Here is an 18,097-nt window from a genome sequence, read left to right as displayed (position 1 = left end):
GTAGACGTTTGTTTTGACGCGTATTCTTGTCCGAAAACCGGTTTCCACTTTTCGGGAATACGCTCAAGAGACTGGAAGGCAGAACCATGAATTTCGAAGAGTACGCTGCCAAACCGCTCCTGGCGAAGAGCGGTCTGGCGATCCCTCCCGCTCGCCTTGTCGCCGACAGCGGCGCCGCCTTTGCCGCGGCCCAGGCGATCGGCCCGTGCGTCGTCAAGGCCCAGGTGCCGACCGGAAAGCGCGGCAAGGCCGGCGGCATCAAACTGGCCGCGACACCCGACGAAGCGAAGGCCCATGCGAAAGCAATCCTCGGCATGGAGATCGGCGGCTTTACCGTCGAAAAGCTCCTCATCGAGGGTCAGGTGCCGATTGCCCGCGAGCTCTATGCCGCTGTCCTCAACGACCCGAAGACGCGCGGGCCGATGGTGCTGTTCTCCACCATGGGCGGCATGGACGTGGAGGAAGCGACCGAAAAGGATCCGACCGCGATGCGCCGGCTGCCCGTCGACATCACCAAGGGCCTTGCGCGCGACGATGCCCTATCGCTGCTTGACGGCCTCGACCTTTCCGGCGCGACGGACAAGATCGCGGATGCGCTCGTCGCCCTCTACAAGGCCTATCGCAAATACGACGCGGATCTCTTGGAGATCAATCCGCTGGTCGTCACCGACAACGGCAATGTCGTGGCGCTGGACTGCAAGTTCGTGCTCGACGATTCCTCGGCCGGCCGGCACCAGGGGCTGGCGGAATTCGCCGCTGCCGAACCGCAGACCGAGTTGGAGGAAGCCGCGCAGAAGGCGGGGCTTCGCTATATCGAGCTCGGCGGCTCTGTCGGCGTGCTCGCCAATGGCGCCGGCCTGACCATGACCACCATGGATGCCGTCACCCACTATGGTGGTGAGCCGGCTAATTTCCTGGAAGTCGGCGGCGAGGCCTACACCAAGGCCAAGGACGCGCTGTCGATCCTTCTCGCCAATCCGAACCTGCGCAGCCTGCTCGTCAATTTCTGCGGCGCCTTTGCCCGCACGGACGTGATGGCCGAGGGTGTCGTCAATGCCTGGAAGGATCTCGATCCCAAGATCCCGGTGTTCTTCACGATCCACGGCACCGGCGAGGACGAGGCGATCGCGCTGGTCAAGAAGGAACTCGGCATCGAGCCGTTCGATCTGATGGACGATGCGGTCAGGGCCGCCGTCGCGGCAGCCAAGGAGAAAGCGGCATGATCCTCCGGAAAGAACACAAGATCCTCGTCCAGGGCATTACCGGCAAGCAGGGCACGTTCTGGACCAAGGCGATGCAGGACTACGGCGCCAACGTCGTCGGCGGCGTCAATCCGAAGAAAGCGGGCACGGAACATCTCGGCGTCCCGGTCCATGCCAGCGCCCTTGATGCAGCAAAGGCCGAGCCGTTCGACGTCGCGTTGATGTTCATCCCGCCGATGGCGGCGAAGGCGGCGGCGATCGATGCCTGCGAGGCCGGTGCCAAGCTGCTGGTCTGTCTGACGGAGCATATCCCGGCGCACGACGTCATGGAGATGCACGCAGCGGCACGCGCCAGCGGCACCCGCATCGTCGGCCCGAACACGGCCGGTCTCGTCACCCCCGGCGAGACCTTCGCCGGCATCATGCCGGCCTTCAACAGCAACGTGTTCCGGCCCGGCAGCGTCGGCGTCATCTCGCGCTCGGGCAGCCTCGGCACCCTCGTCAGCCTCAACCTCACCCAGAACGGCATGGGCCAGTCGGTGTTCTACGGCGTCGGCGGCGATCCGATGATCGGCACCACCTCGCGCGAGGCGCTGGAAATGCTCGACGCCGACGCCAAGACGGAATCGGTCGTCCTGTGCGGCGAGATCGGCGGCAGCGCGGAGGAGGACGCGGCGGACTACGCCCGGACCATGTCGAAGCCGGTGGTCGCCTTCATCGCCGGGCGCGCCTCGCCGCCGGGCAAGAAGATGGGCCATGCCGGCGCCATCGTCTCCGGCGGCCAGGGCGACTACGCCGCCAAGCGGCGCGCCCTGGAAGCGGCCGGCGTCGCCGTCGCGGACGTGCCGAGCCAGCTCCCCGAACTCCTGTCGGAGCGGCTGAAGGCCGTCGCCTGATTTTTCTGAACCTGAGCCTTGCCACCAGGAAAGCGCGGTTCCTGAAGCCCGCCGCCTTTCCGCCAACTCGGTGACCGATTTCAGCGCGGCGCCCCCGAAGGAACCGAACCGCCTGCTTCGGGGCGCCGGGCAACGAGACTGACACCGGTCACCGGAGCGCTATTGGAGATCATGCACCTCCAATAGCGCTCTTTTTTCTTCTGAGGCAGGCGTTTACGGCCGGGTCGGCGGGCGCGCCGGGGTCGGATCTTTCGTCTGCTTTTCCAGCCAGCGCTTCCAGGCGGCGGAATTGCCGTTGAAGACGTTGCGGTCGACCTTACCGTCGATGCCGTCGAGCTCGCCGGTGCCGGTGTACTGCCAGAACACCCAGTCGCGGCTGCGATATTTGGTGCTCGGGTGCCCGGCGACCGAGCGCAGCCAGAACGGATACTCCTTCAGCTCGCCTTCCAGGACATCCTGGTGGAAATCGACCGAGGAATAGATGATCGGCTTCTTGCCGTAATAGCGTTCGGCCGCCTCAAGGAACACGCGCATTTCGGCCAGCACCTTGTCGCGCGGCGGGCGCTTCCTGCAACTGGGCGAATGGGCGTTCCACTCCATATCGAGCACCGGCGGCAGGGCGTCCGGATCCTTCGGCACGTTGCGGATGAACCATTTCACCTGGTCCTCTGCCGTGCGGCAGAAATAGTAGAAATGGTAGGCGCCGCGGGCGACCCCGGCCGCCTTTGCCGCGCGCCAGTTCTCATCGAACCTGTCGTCGAGAACGTCGCCGCCCTCGGTCGCCTTGATGAAGGCGAAGCGGATGCCGGCCTTCCTGACCGTGCGCCAGTCGATGTCGCCCTGGTATTTGGAGATGTCGATGCCCTCCACGAAGCCGGCCGGGTGCTGCTCCACCGGGGCGAGATTCTTCGTGACGTCGCCGCCGGCGCAGGCAGCGAGGAGGAGGGCTGTGAGGATTACGGGAAAAAATCGGTTTGGCATGCGGTCCGTTTTGACACTGAATCGCAAAGAAAATGTTTACCGTAAGGGACGGTAAAGGCGACCGGTCGACGGGTCCAATCACGAAAGGCGGCAATAGCGCGGCCCCCCAATTTCACCTACCGGTTACATGTCCGCATATCTCAATGGCAGGATGCGACCGAATGCCCGCCCATCTAAGCTTGTCGTCCAACTTGGAGAGGCGTAGGCTTTCCTAAGTGAAACTCATGAGACGGCCTGTTTTGCCATTGAAATTTATTTTCAAATACCTGGCTCAAAGATAGTCATCATGTCGGAGGACCTTCGATGGCGAAAGAACCGGAGCAGGATCTGGAATTCACGCGCGAGGAACGCGGCGTCATAGAAAAAGCCTTCGCCCTTATCCTTGAAAAGGGCGAGATTCCGGGCACCGAAAACCCGCTCGACGTCATCGACGACCAGTTTCTGGAAGCCCATCGCGCGTATTTCGACTCTCGCCATGATTTCAAGATGGCGATCCTCGTCACCCTCTTCGGGTCGGGAAATCTTCCGCTGGCCGAAATGGAAGAAAAGGCAGGATGTTCCAACGGCTGCGCTGCCGCTTGCAAGATCTCCTGCATCAGCGGGTGCCTGCACAACTGCAAGGGCAGCTGCAAATCCGCCTGCGTGGGCGATTGCGAAGGCTTGATGAGGCATTGACGACGATGGCTATCAAGACACTGAAATTCTCGCCGGAAGACTACCAGCTGCTTTCGGACGCGTTGACGATCATGACCTCGCGCGCCGGAGAACCGTTGAACTACAAGCGGCTCGAAGGAGCGTTCGAGCACATGCTGGAGGATTTCGACCTGGCGGGCGGCTGCCGGGTCTGCGCCTCCAACTGCCAGCAGTTCTGCTATTCGGGGTGCCTGGGCGATTGCGTCGGCTCCTGCAACGACACGTGCAAGAGCAGCATCAGGCATTCGCTTCCGGGCGACCCGTGATCGCGCCGGAGTTCGGCAAGCCCGCGTCGCGCGCCCGAGAGCGCACCGTATAGGAGGTCGGTTCCATGTCCTTTGCCGCCCCGTCTCCCGAAATGCCCGCGGTATCGCGCAGCCCCGATCTCGACACCGAGACGGTCATGTTCCTGATGACCGAGAAATGCAATCTCAACTGCATCTACTGCTACGAGGCCGGACGGCACAAGAATCCGATGAGTGCGGAGGCTATCCGCAACGTCATCGTGCAGCACATGAACCGTCCCGGGCCCGCCAATCTGTCGATCGATTTCTTTGGCGGGGAGCCCTTCCTGGAGTTCGAGACGATCCGCGCCGTCGTTGAATGGTTCCACGAACGGGACTGGCCGAAGGGCCACCGGTTCACGATTTCAACCAACGGGACGCTTCTCAACGATGAGATCAAGGCGTGGCTGGCCAAATGGCACCGTTGTGTCGTTCCGATGCTGAGCCTCGACGGGGCGCCCGAGGCGCACAACAGGAACCGGTCCAACTCCTACGACAAGATCGCCCCCCACATCCCGTTCCTGCGGCAATACTGGCCGACCCAGAGCTTCAAGATGACGATCGGGCCCGACACGATCGGCGACGTCGCCGCCGGTGTGAAGCACATCCACGGGCTCGGCATGCCGGTCGAGGCAAGCGTCATCTTCGAGGACGTCTGGGGCGACGCTGCCGAAAGGCGGTCGCATCTGAAGACCTACGAGGCGCAGCTTCGCGAGTTGGTCGACTTCTACGCCGCAAACCCGGACCTTGCCGTGCCGCAGATCGTCAATCGCAGCATCGGCGCGCTTTTCGTCACCCGCGAGAAGGGCGAGCGCTGGTGCGGTGCCGGCAAATATATGAGCTGCTACACGCCGGATGGAGCATCCTACCCCTGTCACCGTTTCGCGCCGCTCTGCTCGCGCCGCCCCGCTGTCGATCCCTATGCGGAAGCGGTCGGTGAACGGGCCGCGAGCGCCAATTGCCCCGGCTGCGCACTCCTCGGCATCTGCCCCACTTGCCAGGGCTTCAACTGGGAACAGAACGGAGACGTCGACGTCCGAACCGACTTCCACTGCGCCTTTTTCAAGCTGGAGGTTCTGGCGACCGCCAAGCTCACCCTCAAGCGGCTCGCCGGCCGAATGGCGATACTCGACGCCGATCCGGACCTTGCCACCAAGGTTCTTGGCCTGAAGATGTTGATGGACACCGACCTTCACGCTTCGGTCTATGCCGTGCAGTAGCCATTGCAGACATTCACAAATGCCCGATGACGACCTCATCGCCCCAGCGCTCGGATAGATGCTCGACGGCGAGCTTGCGGTGGCAGGTGTCGGGTTTGGCTTCGCTGCAAAGAAGGCAGCCGCGGTCGAAGGCGGCGGGGTTGAGCTTTTCGGCCGCTCCGCGTTCGATGAGAAGGCCGCGATAGGTGTCGGCGTAGGCTGGGTAGGAAAGCTCCTTCGCCCGGTAGGCGCGCATTACCTCGAGCGGCGGGGCGAGCAGCTCCTCGTAGCGGTAGGCGATGCCAGAGACCCTTTCCAGGAAGAAGGCGAGGTCCGGCATCTTGGCAAAACCGGCGAGCTGCGAGCGGTTCGAGACGCGAATGTCGATGAGGGTGGCGACGCCGGCGTCCGTCAGCCGGGAAAAGAACCGCTCGGCCGTCGATTGGGTGTAGCCGATGGTGAACAGGGATATCGCCATTGGGTGGGTTTGCCCCGCATTTGCTCACGACTCGATCTTGATATAGTAGCCGCGTTGTCCGAGGAGAACGCCATGGAAAAGCTGCGGCAGCTTATCGCCGAGAACGAGGACTGGCTGATCGAGCGCGTCGTCACCTATGCCAAGGCGAACGGCTACACCGCCTATACCTCGACCCTGAAGGAGGCCTGGCGGGCCTCGATCTGCGGCCTGTCGGACCCGCTGCTGGCGGCGCTTGAGATTTTCGACACGCCGCCGGAGATGCCGGCCGACATGGACTTCTCGCGCAATCCGATCGCCGCCTTCGGCGTGGAGCAGGCGCAGCAGCACCGGGCCCGCGGCATCACCCTCAATCTCTTTCTCGGCCTTACCAAATACTACCGCCAGAGCTATCTCGACCTGATCGTCGCCCAGGACTTTCCGGCCGATGAGCGGGAATATTACCGGCTGTTCGTGGAGCGCTTCTTCGATCTCATCGAGCTCGGCTACTGCACGGAATGGTGCAACACCTCCGAGGGTGCCAAGCTTGCCGAAATCCAGGAGGAAAACCGCCGGATAACCAATGAGAAGAACAAGTACCTGACGATCTTCGAAAGCCTGCACGACCCGGTGATCCTGCTCGACGATACCGGCGCGGTGCAGAACATGAACTACACCGCCCATGCGCTCTTCATCGGTGCCAACGACCCCGGCGCGATCTACTACGGCAGCGAGCGGCATTCCGCGCTGATGCACCAGATCGACGCGCTGATGGAAAGGGCGGCGCGCGACGACGGCTTCGAGATGCCGCTCGAGACCAACAGCGGCCCACGCCATTTCGCAGTCCGCGTCCAGCGCATGCTCGACATCTCGGAAAAATTCCTCGGCACCGTGCTGATCCTCAACGACGTCACGGAATACCGCCGGGCGCGCGAGGACGCGGAGGCGGCGAACCGGGCGAAGTCCGCGTTCCTGGCCACCATGAGCCACGAGATCCGCACGCCGATCAACGGCGTCCTCGGCATGGCCGACCTGCTCAACGACACCGACTTGACCGAGCACCAGCGCTATTTTCTCAGCGGGCTGACCGCCTCCGGCGAGGTCCTGATGGCGGTCCTCAACGACATCCTCGACTATTCCAAGATCGAGGCGGGGGTTCTGGAGCTGGAGACCGTCGATTTCGACCTTGAAAAGGTCGTCGGCCAGATCGGCGAACTGCTCGGCACGGCGGCGGAAAAGAAGGGCCTGAAGCTCTCCGTCAGCATCGATCCGGCAACGCCGGTCCTGATGCGCGGCGATCCGGGCAAGATCCGCCAGGTGCTCCTCAATCTCGGCAACAACGCCGTCAAGTTCACCCATGACGGAGAGATCACCATCCGGGCCCTGCCCTCCAAGGGCAAGATCCAGGGCGCCGAGGCGATCCGGCTGGAGGTCGTCGATACCGGCATCGGCGTGCCGGCCGAGGGCACCGAACGGCTGTTCGAGCCGTTTACCCAGCAGAGCGTCTCCACCGGGCGCCTGTTCGGCGGCACCGGCCTCGGGCTCGCCATCTGCAAGCGGCTGGTCGGCGTGATGGGCGGGGAGATCTCGTGCAAGCGCAATGCCGGCGGCGGCAGCACCTTCCAGTTCACGGTGCCGGCGCTGAAGCCGGCCGCCACCTCGCTCGCCCCGGCCGCGACGGCCCCGGGCTGGCAGCCCGAGCAACTGTCCGTGCTCCTCGTCGAAGACAACGAGATCAACCAGATCGTCACGGAAGGGTTCTTGAACCGGCTCGGCCACGGGGTCGTCATTGCCGGCACCGGCGAGGACGCCCTGTCGCGCATCGTGCGCGGGCGCTTCGACCTCATCCTGATGGACGACCGCATGCCCGGCATCAGCGGCGTGGAGGTGGTCCGGCGGATCCGCAAGATGCCCGATGCGGACAAAGCCGCGATGCCGGTGATCATGATCAGCGCCTCGGTGGTGCGGACCGAGGTGGAGCGCGCCTTTGCCGCCGGCGCCGACGGCTTCCTCGGCAAGCCGTTTTCCGCCGACGACCTTGCCGAGGCGATCGCGAAGTGCCTGGCGGAGCGCAGACCGCCGGCGCCAGCCGGAAAATCTGAAGAGCCGAAGCCCGCGGACGGCAAGCCCGCGACCTTGCCGCGCGGCGGCAGCGGTGCCGACGCACGTGCCGACCTAGTTGACGAGGCGGTGTTGCGCGGCCATTTCGAGATGATCGGCAAGGCCCGCACGGAGCGCATCGTGCGGGTGTTTTCCGAGACGACGCCCGCCGGCCTGGAAGACCTCGCGTCGGACGTTGCCGCGGCCGCCCATGCCGAGATCGCCCGGCGCGCCCATTCGCTGAAGAGCGCAGCCCGCAATGTCGGCCTCAACCGGCTCGCCGACCTCGCCATCGACCTGGAGGCGGCGGCCGAGGCCCGCGATGCGGACAAGACCCGCAGCCGCTTCGAGGCGCTGAAGACCACCTATGTGCTGTCGCTGACGGCGCTTGAGGAAAGCTGGCGGAGCATCTCGGCCGACGCCGGGGCGGCAGCCGGCAAGTCCAACGTCTTCAATTCGGCGATCCGGTGAAGACGTAGCCGACGCCGTGCACCGTGACGATCAGCTCCGGGTCCTTGGGATCGGTTTCCAGCTTGCGGCGCAGGCGCCCGATGAGGACGTCGACGGTGCGGTCGCTCGGGTCCCATTCGCGGTGATTGAGGTGGTCGAGGAGGTTGTCCCGGGTCAGCACGCGGCCGGAATTGTCGACCAGCGCCGATAGGAGCTCGAACTCGCCGCGGGTGAGCCGCACGTCGTCGCCGCCGGGCGAGGTCAGGCCGCGCTTGTCGAGGTCCAGCGTCCAGCCGGCAAAGTTCTTGACCCTCGATGCCCGGTCGGCCATGCGCGCGGCATAGGTGCGCCGTAGCAGGTTCTTGGTCCGGGCCAGCAGCTCGCGCGGGTTGAAGGGCTTGGTCACGTAGTCGTCGGCGCCGATTTCCAGCGCCACCACCCGGTCGAAGTCGTCGTTCTTGCCGGTGACCATGATGACGCCGATGTCGGAGTGCTGGCGCAGCTCCTTCAGGAGCGTCAGGCCGTCCTCGCCGGGCAGGCGGATGTCGAGCATGACGAGGTCGACGTCGCCGCGGCCGAAGGCAGTTCGCATCTCGCCGCCATCGCCGGCCTCGGTGACGCGGAAGCCCTCGGTCTCGAAATAGCCCGCAAGCGTCACACGGCTGGTGGCGTCGTCTTCCACGACCAGAATGTGGTTCTGCCGGCTGTTGCCCGCCCGCCGATCGCCCGCCACGGCCGCTCCTTATTGTCTACAAGCTGTATGCAGCTTTCTTGTTTACAAGCTGTTTACAGCTTTCTACATGCCGTTCAATTCTGTCCGGAACGGCGTTTACACCGCCCGCCTATGGTCCGCAAACACGATCGGCCCTTGTGGCCATAATCCTATCATGGCGGGAGACCAGAATGTTCGGAAGAATCTGGCGGACTTTATGGCGGCCGACAAGCAAATACGCGCTCGGCGCCGTGCTCATTGTCGGCGCAATCGGTGGTGTCGTCTTTTGGGGCGGCTTCAACACCTTCATGGAATATACGAACACCTTGGAGTTCTGCATCTCCTGCCACGAGATGCGCGATAATGTCTATGCGGAATACACGGAGACCGTGCATTACAAGAACGCCTCCGGCGTGCGCGCCATCTGCTCGGACTGCCACGTACCGAAGCCCTGGACGGCCAAGCTGATCCGCAAGGTGCAGGCCTCCAACGAGCTCTTGCACAAGGTCCTCGGCACCATCGACACCAAGGAGAAGTTCCAGGACCACCGGCTGGAGATGGCACAGCGGGTCTGGGACACCATGAAATCGAACGACTCGCGCGAATGCCGCAACTGCCATTCCTTCGAGACCATGGACTTCCACAAGCAAAGCACCAAGGCCTCCAAGCAGATGCAGGCGGCCATGAAGGCCGGCGACACCTGCATCGACTGCCACAAGGGCATCGCCCACAAGATGCCGGACATGACCGCCGGCTATCTGGCGATGTTCAAGGACCTGAAGGCGGCGGCCAAGGGCGGCGACGGCGGCGCCGACACGCTCTACACCCTGGAGACCCAAGCCTACTACCTCACCGAAGACGCGGCGAAGGGCGGCGGCAAGGCGGCCGGCCGGCTGCTCGCGGCGACCGAGGTGAGCGTGCTGGAACGCGATGGCGACCTTCTCAAGGTGCGCGTCGACGGCTGGCAGCAGGATCAGGTCGATCAGGTGATCTACGCGCTTCGCGGCCACCGGATCTTCTCTGCCACCGCCAGCAAGGATGGGGTTGAGGCCATCCAGCGGCACAAGACCGAAGTCGATCCGGACACCGACCTCACCTGGCACCAGGTCAGCATCGAAGGCTGGATCAAGTCCGGTGCCGTGATCGCCGACCAGCAGAAGCTCTGGGACTACGGCAAGGAAATGTACACCTCGAGCTGCTCGGTCTGCCATTCGCTGCCGGAGAAGGACCATCTCCTGGCCAACCAGTGGATCGGTAGCCTGAAGGCCATGAAGCGGTTCATCGTGCTCGACACCGAGCAGTACCGCTTCCTGCAGAAGTACCTGCAGTTCCACGCCAAGGACACCGGCGGGGCCGACGCCCATGGCTGATCTGTCCACCCTGGCGCCAGCGGTCGAAAGACCGCTGGCCTATCGCTGGCTCGCCGGTCTTTTCTCCAGCGAGCTGACGGCCGAAACCCTCAAGGCCTATGGCGGACCCGACGGCCGTGTAGCGCTTACCAGTCTGGAAGACGAGCCGGCGTTCCGGCCGGTCGTCGCCCGCATCCGGGCGCTTGCCAGCGAGCCCGACCGGCTCCGCGACCGGGCCCTCGACCTTGCCGCCGACTACAGCCTGCTCTTCCTCGGCGTCGGCGGCCCGCGCACGGCCCACCCCTACGCCTCGGCCTATTTGAGCGACAAGGGCACCCTCTTCCAGGGTCCGACGTCGGAGATGGCCGAGATGCTTCGCCGGCTCGACATCGCCGTCGTCGACACCATGAAAGAGCCGCCGGACCACATCGCCATCGAACTCAGCGTCGTCGCCGAACTGGCGGAGCGCGCGGAGGCGGCCGCCCTTCGCGGAGACCGCCAGGAGGCGATGCGGCTCAAGGCCGAACAGGCGGCATTCATCGACACGCAGTTGCTGAGCTGGGTTTTGGCCTTTGCCGCCGACTGCCGCGAGCACGACCGGTCCGGATTCTATGCCGACCTTGCGGCCGCACTCACCGCCTATCTGCACACCGACCGGGAGCGCCTGACGGCTCCCGCAACCTCCGGCTAGCGCCGTTTACAGCCTGTTTACGAGATTTTACAGGCCGTTCAATCCCCTCCGGAACGGCGTTTACACGCCCCGGCTAGAGCTAATCCCAACAGGGGAGACCCGCGGCGCATCGGCGTCGGCGCCTCTGAAAAAAGCCGGTTCCAACGACTTTCAGGCACCAAAGGAGTGATTCCCATGTCAGCCAATCGGTCTTACTACGTCAATCGGCGCGATTTCCTCTTGAGCGCGTCGGCCCTCGGCGCGCTGGGTGCGATCGCTCCCTCGCTGCTGACCGCCGGCGCGGCGCGCGCAGCGGAAGGCGGCGACGTCCTCAACGGGTCGCACTGGGGCGTCTTCAAGGCGACCGTCAAGGACGGCCGCTGGGTTGGTATCGACGCCTGGGAAGGCGACCCGCATCCCTCGCCGCAGCTTCCCGGCGTGCTCGATTCCGTCTATTCGCCGACCCGCATCAAATATCCGATGGTCCGCCGGGCGTTCCTTGAAAAGGGTGCCGGCGCGGCTGTGGAAGAGCGCGGCAACGGCGACTTCGTACGCGTCTCCTGGGAACAGGCGATGGACCTCGTCGTCAGCGAGCTGAAGCGCGTCAACGAGACCTACGGGCCGGAAGGCATCTTCGCCGGGTCGTACGGCTGGAAGAGCTCCGGCAAGCTGCACAACTGCCAGAGCCTGCTGCGGCGCGCGCTCAATGTCGGCCTCAAGGGTGCCTTCGTGAACTCCACCGGCGACTACTCCACCGCCGCCTCGCAGGTGATCATGCCCCACGTCATGGGTACGCTGGAGGTCTACGAGCAGCAGACCGCGCTGCCGGTGGTCGTTGAAAGCACCGACGTCCTCGTCTTCTGGGGCGCCGATCCGATCAAGACCAACCAGATCGGCTGGACCGTCGCCGACCACGACACCTATCCCTACATGGAAGAGTTCAAGAAGACCGGCAAGAAGGTCATCTGCATCGATCCGGTCCGCACCCAGACCGCCAAGTTCTTCGACGCCGAATGGATCACCGTGCGGCCGCAGACCGACGTTGCCCTGATGCTCGGCATCGCCCACACCCTTTACGCCGAAGAGCTGCACGACGCCGAATTCCTCGAAAACTACACCGTCGGCTTCGACCAGTTCGTGCCCTATCTGACGGGCGAGAGCGACGGCACGCCGAAGAGCGCCGAATGGGCCTCCGAGATCTGCGGCGTTCCGGCCGACAAGATCAAGGAACTCGCCAAGCTCTTCCAGTCCAACCGCACCATGCTGTCGAGCGGCTGGTCGCTGCAGCGCCAGCACCATGGCGAACAGGCCCACTGGATGCTGGTGACGCTCGCCTCCATGCTCGGCCAGATCGGTCTTCCGGGCGGCGGCTTCGGCCTTTCCTACCACTATGCGAACGGCGGTGCCCCGTCGGCCAACAGCCCCGTGCTTGCCGGCATCACCGACGGCGGCGCGGCGGTCGAAGGCGCGGCATGGCTGACCCAGGCCGGCGCGGCGTCGATCCCCGTGGCGCGCATCGTCGACATGCTGGAGAACCCGGGCGGCGACTTCAACTTCAACGGCAAGGCCCAGAAATACCCGGCCGTGAAGATGGCCTACTGGGTCGGCGGCAACCCGTTCTCGCACCACCAGGACCGTAACCGCATGGTCAAGGCCTGGCAGAAGTTCGAGACGGTCATTGTCCAGGACTTCCAGTGGACGGCATCGGCGCGGTTTGCGGACATCGTGCTGCCGGCAACGACGGCCTATGAGCGCAACGACATCGAGAATGTCGGCGACTACTCGCTGAAGGCCGTCTTGGCCATGAAGAAGGTCATCGACCCGGTGTTCGAGGCCCGCAACGACTTCGACATCTTCTCGGAAATCGCCGACAAGCTCGGCGCCGGCGATGCCTTCACCGAGGGCAAGGACGAGATGGGCTGGCTGAAGGAGTTCTACTCCGCCGCCGAACAGCAGGGCGCCGCCAAGAACATCGACGTGCCGGACTTCGACACCTTCTGGGAAAAGGGCATCCTGACCTTCGAAATCCCGGAAGAAGCCAAGCAGTATGTGCGCTACGGCGACTATCGCGAAGACCCGCTTCTGGAACCGCTCGGCACGCCGTCCGGCAAGATCGAGATCTTCTCGCGCAACATCGAGAAGATGGGCTACGAGGACTGCCCGGCCCATCCGACCTGGATGGAACCGATCGAGCGCACCGGCACGCCGGACGCCAAGTTCCCGATGCATGTCGACGCCGCGCATCCTGAGTATCGGCTGCACTCGCAGCTCTGCGGCACCAAGCTGCGCGACGAGTACATGGTCGCCGGCCGCGAGCCCTGCCTGATCAACGCCAAGGACGCGGAAGCCCGCGGCATCGCCGACGGCGACGTGGTGCGGGTGTTCAACGACCGCGGCCAGCTGCTGGCCGGCGCCATCGTCACCGAAGACGTTGCTCCGGGCGTCGTCCGGGTCTTCGAAGGCGGCTGGTACAGCCCGGTCGAGGGCGGCAAGCCCGGCTCGCTCGATGCCTATGGCGACGTCAACAACCTGACGGTCGACATCGGAACCTCCAGCCTTGCACAGGGCAACTGCGGCCATACCGCGATTGCCGACGTCGAAAAATACACGGAGACCCCGCCGGAGGTCACCGCATTCGACGGACCGAAGGCCGAATAAGGCGAGGAGACGTCGCCAACGAGGCCGGGCCTATCGCCCGGCCTCATCCGTTTTTGACCGGGAGTGTCCTCAATGCTCGATGCAAAAGACCCCTATCCGCGCAGCACCGCGACCGTGAACGGCCTTACCATGGCCTATGTGGAGGCCGGCAGCGGCGCGCCCATCGTGTTCCTGCACGGCAATCCGACCCATTCCTATATCTGGCGCAATGTCATCCCCTATGCCGAGCCGCTCGGGCGCTGCATCGCGCCGGACCTCATCGGCATGGGCCAGTCGGAAAAGCTGCCGAATTCCGGCCCCGACCGCTACACCTATGACGACCAGCGCACATATCTGTTCGGCCTGCTCGATGCGCTCGACCTCGGCGACGGCGTCGTCCTCGTCCTGCACGACTGGGGCGGAGCGCTCGGCTTCGACTGGGCCCGCACCAACCCGGAGCGGGTGCGCGGCATCGCCTTCATGGAGCCGATGATCATGCCGCTGACCTGGGACATGATGCCTGAGCCGGCGGTGCCGGCGTTCCAGGGCTTCCGCGCCGAGGGCGTCGGCGAAAAGATGTGCCTGGAAGACAATATCTTCGTGGAACAGGTGATCCCGATGGCCGTCATGCGGGACCTTGGCGAGGACGAGATGGCCGCCTACCGGGCGCCCTATCCGGAGCCGGGCGAAGGCCGCCGGCCGACCCTGACCTGGCCGCGGCAGATCCCGATCGAGGGCGAGCCGGCGGATGTTGCCGCCGTCTGCGAGGCCAATTGCGCCTTCCTTGCCGAGACCGCGATCCCCAAGCTCTTCGTCAAGGCCGAGCCGGGCATGATGGCTTCTGGCAAGGTGCTGGAATTCTGCCGGTCGTTGCCCAATGTGACCGAGGTCGCCGTTCCCGGCCTCCACTATGTGCAGGAAGACTCCGCCGACAGGATCGGCGCCGCCCTTGCGGAATGGATAGAGGGCCTCGACTAGGCCGCGACTGGTTCGGCAGGGGACGCCGTCCCCTGCCGCATTCACCAATCCTTTCCAGGGACACCGACCGATGGGCGCGCATCCGCTTCGCCTTCCTTCCCTTTTCCTTGTCATCGCCGCTCTGACGATTTGCCTCGCCGTTCCCGGACGGGCCGAGTCCCCCGCCGGCGAGACGGTCTACGCCGCCCGCACGCTCGGCCTCCATGCCGAGGCCGGCGGCGCCGGCAAGCCGGTCGGGCGCATCTTCATCGCAACGCCGCTGACCGTCCTTGACCGCAGCTCCGGCTGGCTCAAGGTGGAGGTGAAGGGCTGGCACCAGGAGGGCGCCGAACGGCTGCTCTATGACCTGCCCGGCAAGCGCATCCGCTCCGCGCTGCTGGCCAAATCCGCCGTTGCCAGCCTCAGGCCGCTGGAGACCGCGGTCGATCCGGATTCCGGCCTTACCTGGTACGGCGCGGCCTTTGCCGGCTGGGTGGAGGAAGACGGCGTCACCGACGACCGCGAACCGCTCTGGGAGCGGGCCTGGCACACCTTTTCCACCAAATGCGTCGCCTGCCACCAGCGGCGCATCCCGCACCACTATACCGCCAACCAATGGGTCAGCTTTCTCAAGATCATGGGAGAGCGGGCAGCGCTCGACGACGAAGAGCACCAGTTGCTGCTCAACTTCCTGCAGCACCACGCCAGCGACACCGGCGGCGAGACGGGAAAAGAATAGACGGGCTCAGCCGCGCCCTGCGACCAGACGTTCCCGCATGCGGGCAAAGGCCGAAGGCAGTTCCTGCACCAGGCGACCGTCAAGGGTGGCCCCGCCGTGCTCCTCCGGCAGGAGTTCCAGGCCGCGGTCGACGAGATCCTGTTTTCTGGCCTTTTTCGTCTTTCCCTGCGCCTGCGGCCAGGCCGGATTGTTCTCCCAGCGCCCCCAGGACTTGAACCAGACGGCGGCGCCGGCCCCGTGGGCCCGGTCCACCACGTCCCGGACCCAGTCTTCCGCACAGGGCCGCGCCCGTGCGCCCGCCTCGCCGCCGACACCGACCCAGTCGATGCCGGAGAAGTCATGCCCGGGCACCGGCTCCAGCAGCGGCTCGACATTGACGTAGGCGGTGAACGGGCCGACGGCATCCTTCAGCCGCCGGAGCTGGTCGATGCGGTTGGCGGTCGTCGCCGTCTCGGCGGTGACCCCGAGCCAGAGGTTTTCCGGTACGCCCCCTTGCCAGCGCCTTTCGCCGAAGGCCCGCAGGCGGCTTGCCCGCTTGGTCAGGCAGACGAAGATCGTGGTGGGGTGCCCGGCGATCGCATCGAAGACGGCGGTGAGGAATTCATCCGGCACACCCGGATGCCAGAGATCGCTCATGGAATTGACGAAGACCCGGCGCGGATAGGGCGCGCCGTCCGCGCCCTTCAGGGGCCGGAACTTGCGCGTCTCGGCAAGCCGTTCGGGATAGAGCCGTAAATCGAAACCGCCGAAGAAGCGCTTGGCGATCGCCTCGGCATAGCAGTTGTCGCAGCCGGCAGAGACCTTGGTGCAGCCGGTGGACGGATTCCAGGTGGTGTCGAAGCAGGAGATCTGGGTGTCGAGGACGGTCACGGGGTATTTGCCCGGCGGGTGGCGATTGGGGGGTCGAAGATGCCGTCGATGACCGTCCGGGGCAACCGACACCTGGTCGCGCATAAAGAAAGCCGCCGGCGGGGAGGCGCCGGCGGCTCTCGATCCGGTTCCCGGAACGCTAATACTAGTCGTGATGCGCGATCGGCTTGTCGGTGAACAGGTAGTCCTTCAGTTCGTCGTCGAACTTCGGATCCTTACGGCGGACCCATTCCATGATCATCGCGGCGTGTTCCTTTTCCTCATCGCGATTGTGAATGAGGATCGCCTTCAATTCCTTGTCCTTGCAGGCATCGACCCGCTGGTTGTACCAGTCGACGGCCTCGAGCTCTTCCATCAGCGAGACGATGGCGCGATGCATCTCCCGCGTCTCGTCGCTGAGTTCCTCAACGGGCTCGTGATAGCCTTCGCTTGAACCTGCCATATCTCGGTCACCTTTTCGGTTGGTTGGGTTGCGGGTGTGTGGCTCCGGGGGAACTATAACAGGAGCCTTCAAAGGTCAGAACCGTCTCGCCAGGCTCCGGTTCCCGCGACGCACTGACCCAGGGCCGGCCGCCGCGTGAAGCGGTGCGGATGGCTCGCGGCTTCATGCAACCTCTGGCGCATGCCTGCAATGACGGTTCGCAACGCGGCCGCTCTCGGCACACATGGCGCCAAACGAAGAAAACGCCGGCTTTCGCCGACGTTTTCCCCGCTTTAGCGGTGCTGCCCCAGACAGGTCGCACCCATGGTGCCAGATCCGTTATCGGATGACGACCGAGTCGCGGTCCTGGTCATAGTCGTCCTTGGTGTAGGCCTTGTGGTTTTCCAGCTTGGCCTGCTCGAACGGCGTGTGCACGGTGAGCGTGCCGTTGCCATCCTTCATCACCTTGACCGAGCCCGGCTCGATGGCGACCGGCTTTTCGCCGATGCCCAGGAAGCCGCCGACGTCGACGATGTAGGCCTCGGCCTTCTTTTCGTCACCGGTCAGGATGACGTCGCCGATCTCGCCGATATTCTCGTTCTCGGCGCTGTAGACCACGGCACCGATCAGGTCGTCGGCGCTGACGGTCGCCGGATCAACGACGGCCATCTCCTCCTGGGTGTCACCAGTCGCCTGGTCGTCGGTCGCCTCGGTCATGGCGACGTCCTTCTCGGCCGCATTGCCGGTGATGGCGCTGTCGGTGGTCTTGGCGGTGTCCATCGCAGCGTCGTCACCCGTCGCGGAAGTGTCCTCCTTCATCGAGGACTCCATCTCGTTTTCCGGGGTGCGCTGGAATTCCGGCGCCTGCTCGAGCTCTTCCTTGGTGGCGGCCAGGGTCAGGTACTGGCGGTTGTCGAGGCTGGTCCAGGTCAGCCGCTCAAAGTCCACCGCGACTTCCTTCTCGCCGATGCCGAGGAAACCGCCGACGCCGATGACGACGGCCTTGGCCGTGCCGTCACGAGACATGACGATGTCGTTGACGTCACCGACCTCGATGTCGTCGCGAACGGCGCCGTGGTAGACGGTCTGGCCGATCAGCGAAGAGGCCAGCACCTGGTTCGGCGTGCCGGTGTAGTAGCCGTGCCAGCTGTTCATCGGCTTGACGCTCTTGTCCGACGAGAACAGCGCGCTGTTGTCGCCCGTCTTCATGTCGGTCTTGCCCTCATCGGCAGCGATCGCACCGGTGGACATCAACGCGACAATCGCGGTCGTCGTCATAATCTTGCGGAACATGGTTCATTCTCCCTGTCATTTTGACATGCGGCTGCGCTTCGGACATCTTTTTACTTATTCGACGTCGGCGCGGCCGCCTCACCTCCAAATAACGAGAATGCCAAGTGCTAGTTCCTCCCATATCGAAAATTTCTTTTTTTCAATTTTTTTGTTAGTCGAATACCTGAAAAGAACTTTAGACAACAAAAAA

At 64.4% G+C, this 18,097-nt stretch carries 17 protein-coding genes; 11 read left to right on the top strand and 6 right to left on the bottom strand.

Annotated features, from left to right (window positions below; all coding sequences use genetic code 11):
* The first annotated feature begins 86 nt into the window (after positions 1–86).
* Both CH339_RS01905 and sucD read left to right on the top strand, forming a co-directional pair.
* The gene (locus CH339_RS01905; protein ID WP_111432585.1) at positions 87–1,223 is read left to right on the top strand and encodes a succinate--CoA ligase subunit beta; all 1,137 of its coding nucleotides are present in this window, start codon (positions 87–89) and stop codon (positions 1,221–1,223) included.
* The gene (gene sucD / locus CH339_RS01900; RefSeq protein ID WP_111432584.1) at positions 1,220–2,098 is read left to right on the top strand and encodes a succinate--CoA ligase subunit alpha; all 879 of its coding nucleotides are present in this window, start codon (positions 1,220–1,222) and stop codon (positions 2,096–2,098) included. The genes CH339_RS01905 and sucD overlap by 4 nt, the downstream gene beginning before the upstream one ends.
* 213 nt (positions 2,099–2,311) lie before the next feature.
* Here the strand turns inward: sucD and CH339_RS01895 are convergent, their stop codons facing one another.
* A complete protein-coding gene (locus tag CH339_RS01895) occupies positions 2,312–3,079 on the bottom strand; it encodes a glycoside hydrolase family 25 protein (RefSeq protein WP_111432583.1) in 768 nt (255 codons plus the stop codon).
* A 303-nt stretch (positions 3,080–3,382) separates the two neighbouring features.
* Here CH339_RS01895 and CH339_RS01890 point away from each other — a divergent pair, with 303 nt between their 5' ends.
* From CH339_RS01890 to CH339_RS01880, 3 genes are all read left to right on the top strand, one after another.
* The gene (locus CH339_RS01890) at positions 3,383–3,754 is read left to right on the top strand and encodes a hypothetical protein (protein WP_111432582.1); all 372 of its coding nucleotides are present in this window, start codon (positions 3,383–3,385) and stop codon (positions 3,752–3,754) included.
* A gap of 5 nt (positions 3,755–3,759) precedes the next feature.
* Positions 3,760–4,038, top strand: a complete 279-nt coding sequence (locus CH339_RS01885) for a hypothetical protein (RefSeq protein ID WP_111432581.1) — start codon at positions 3,760–3,762, stop codon at positions 4,036–4,038.
* A 65-nt stretch (positions 4,039–4,103) separates the two neighbouring features.
* Positions 4,104–5,276, top strand: a complete 1,173-nt coding sequence (locus CH339_RS01880; RefSeq protein WP_111432580.1) for a radical SAM protein — start codon at positions 4,104–4,106, stop codon at positions 5,274–5,276.
* Positions 5,277–5,289: 13 nt separating this feature from the next.
* Here CH339_RS01880 and CH339_RS01875 read toward each other — a convergent pair whose 3' ends face one another.
* Positions 5,290–5,733, bottom strand: a complete 444-nt coding sequence (locus CH339_RS01875) for a DUF488 domain-containing protein (protein WP_111432579.1) — start codon at positions 5,731–5,733, stop codon at positions 5,290–5,292.
* Positions 5,734–5,805: 72 nt separating this feature from the next.
* Between CH339_RS01875 and CH339_RS01870 the strand changes: the two genes are divergently transcribed.
* Positions 5,806–8,280 carry an ATP-binding protein gene (locus CH339_RS01870; RefSeq protein ID WP_146610095.1) on the top strand — a complete coding sequence of 825 codons (2,475 nt, stop codon included), beginning with the start codon at positions 5,806–5,808 and terminating at the stop codon, positions 8,278–8,280.
* Here the strand turns inward: CH339_RS01870 and CH339_RS01865 are convergent.
* Positions 8,261–8,992: a response regulator gene (locus tag CH339_RS01865; RefSeq protein ID WP_111432577.1), complete on the bottom strand. Its 732-nt coding sequence runs from the start codon at positions 8,990–8,992 to the stop codon at positions 8,261–8,263. The two genes, CH339_RS01870 and CH339_RS01865, sit on opposite strands and share 20 nt — an antisense overlap.
* A 170-nt stretch (positions 8,993–9,162) precedes the next feature.
* On the opposite strand from CH339_RS01865, the gene torC reads away from it, so the two are divergent.
* From torC to CH339_RS01840, 5 genes are all read left to right on the top strand, one after another.
* Positions 9,163–10,341, top strand: a complete 1,179-nt coding sequence (gene torC, locus CH339_RS01860; protein ID WP_111432576.1) for a pentaheme c-type cytochrome TorC — start codon at positions 9,163–9,165, stop codon at positions 10,339–10,341.
* Positions 10,334–11,011, top strand: coding sequence for a molecular chaperone TorD (torD, locus tag CH339_RS01855; RefSeq protein WP_111432575.1), 678 nt, complete (start codon positions 10,334–10,336; stop codon positions 11,009–11,011). Before torC ends, torD begins: the two co-directional genes overlap by 8 nt.
* Positions 11,012–11,185: 174 nt before the next feature.
* Positions 11,186–13,648, top strand: a complete 2,463-nt coding sequence (gene torA / locus CH339_RS01850; protein WP_111432574.1) for a trimethylamine-N-oxide reductase TorA — start codon at positions 11,186–11,188, stop codon at positions 13,646–13,648.
* A 72-nt stretch (positions 13,649–13,720) separates the two neighbouring features.
* Positions 13,721–14,605, top strand: coding sequence for a haloalkane dehalogenase (locus CH339_RS01845; RefSeq protein WP_111432573.1), 885 nt, complete (start codon positions 13,721–13,723; stop codon positions 14,603–14,605).
* A gap of 70 nt (positions 14,606–14,675) precedes the next feature.
* Complete coding sequence (locus CH339_RS01840) at positions 14,676–15,323, top strand: hypothetical protein (protein ID WP_111432572.1); 648 nt, start codon at positions 14,676–14,678, stop codon at positions 15,321–15,323.
* Positions 15,324–15,329: 6 nt separating this feature from the next.
* On the opposite strand, the gene CH339_RS01835 is transcribed toward CH339_RS01840, so the two are convergent.
* The 3 genes from CH339_RS01835 to CH339_RS01825 form a co-directional block, all read right to left on the bottom strand.
* Entirely contained in the window at positions 15,330–16,193 is an 864-nt protein-coding gene (locus CH339_RS01835) for a DUF5131 family protein (RefSeq protein ID WP_201240860.1), read from the bottom strand.
* A gap of 145 nt (positions 16,194–16,338) precedes the next feature.
* Positions 16,339–16,635: an encapsulin-associated ferritin-like protein gene (locus CH339_RS01830; RefSeq protein WP_111432570.1), complete on the bottom strand. Its 297-nt coding sequence runs from the start codon at positions 16,633–16,635 to the stop codon at positions 16,339–16,341.
* A 318-nt stretch (positions 16,636–16,953) separates the two neighbouring features.
* A complete protein-coding gene (locus tag CH339_RS01825; RefSeq protein ID WP_111432569.1) occupies positions 16,954–17,907 on the bottom strand; it encodes a PRC-barrel domain-containing protein in 954 nt (317 codons plus the stop codon).
* Positions 17,908–18,097: the final 190 nt, after the last annotated feature.

The sequence above is a fragment of the Rhodobium orientis genome, assembly GCF_003258835.1.
GTDB lineage: Bacteria > Pseudomonadota > Alphaproteobacteria > Rhizobiales > Rhodobiaceae > Rhodobium > Rhodobium orientis.
The sequence above is the reverse complement of the archived record's forward strand: the minus strand, read 5'-3'. Positions and strand labels throughout refer to the sequence as shown.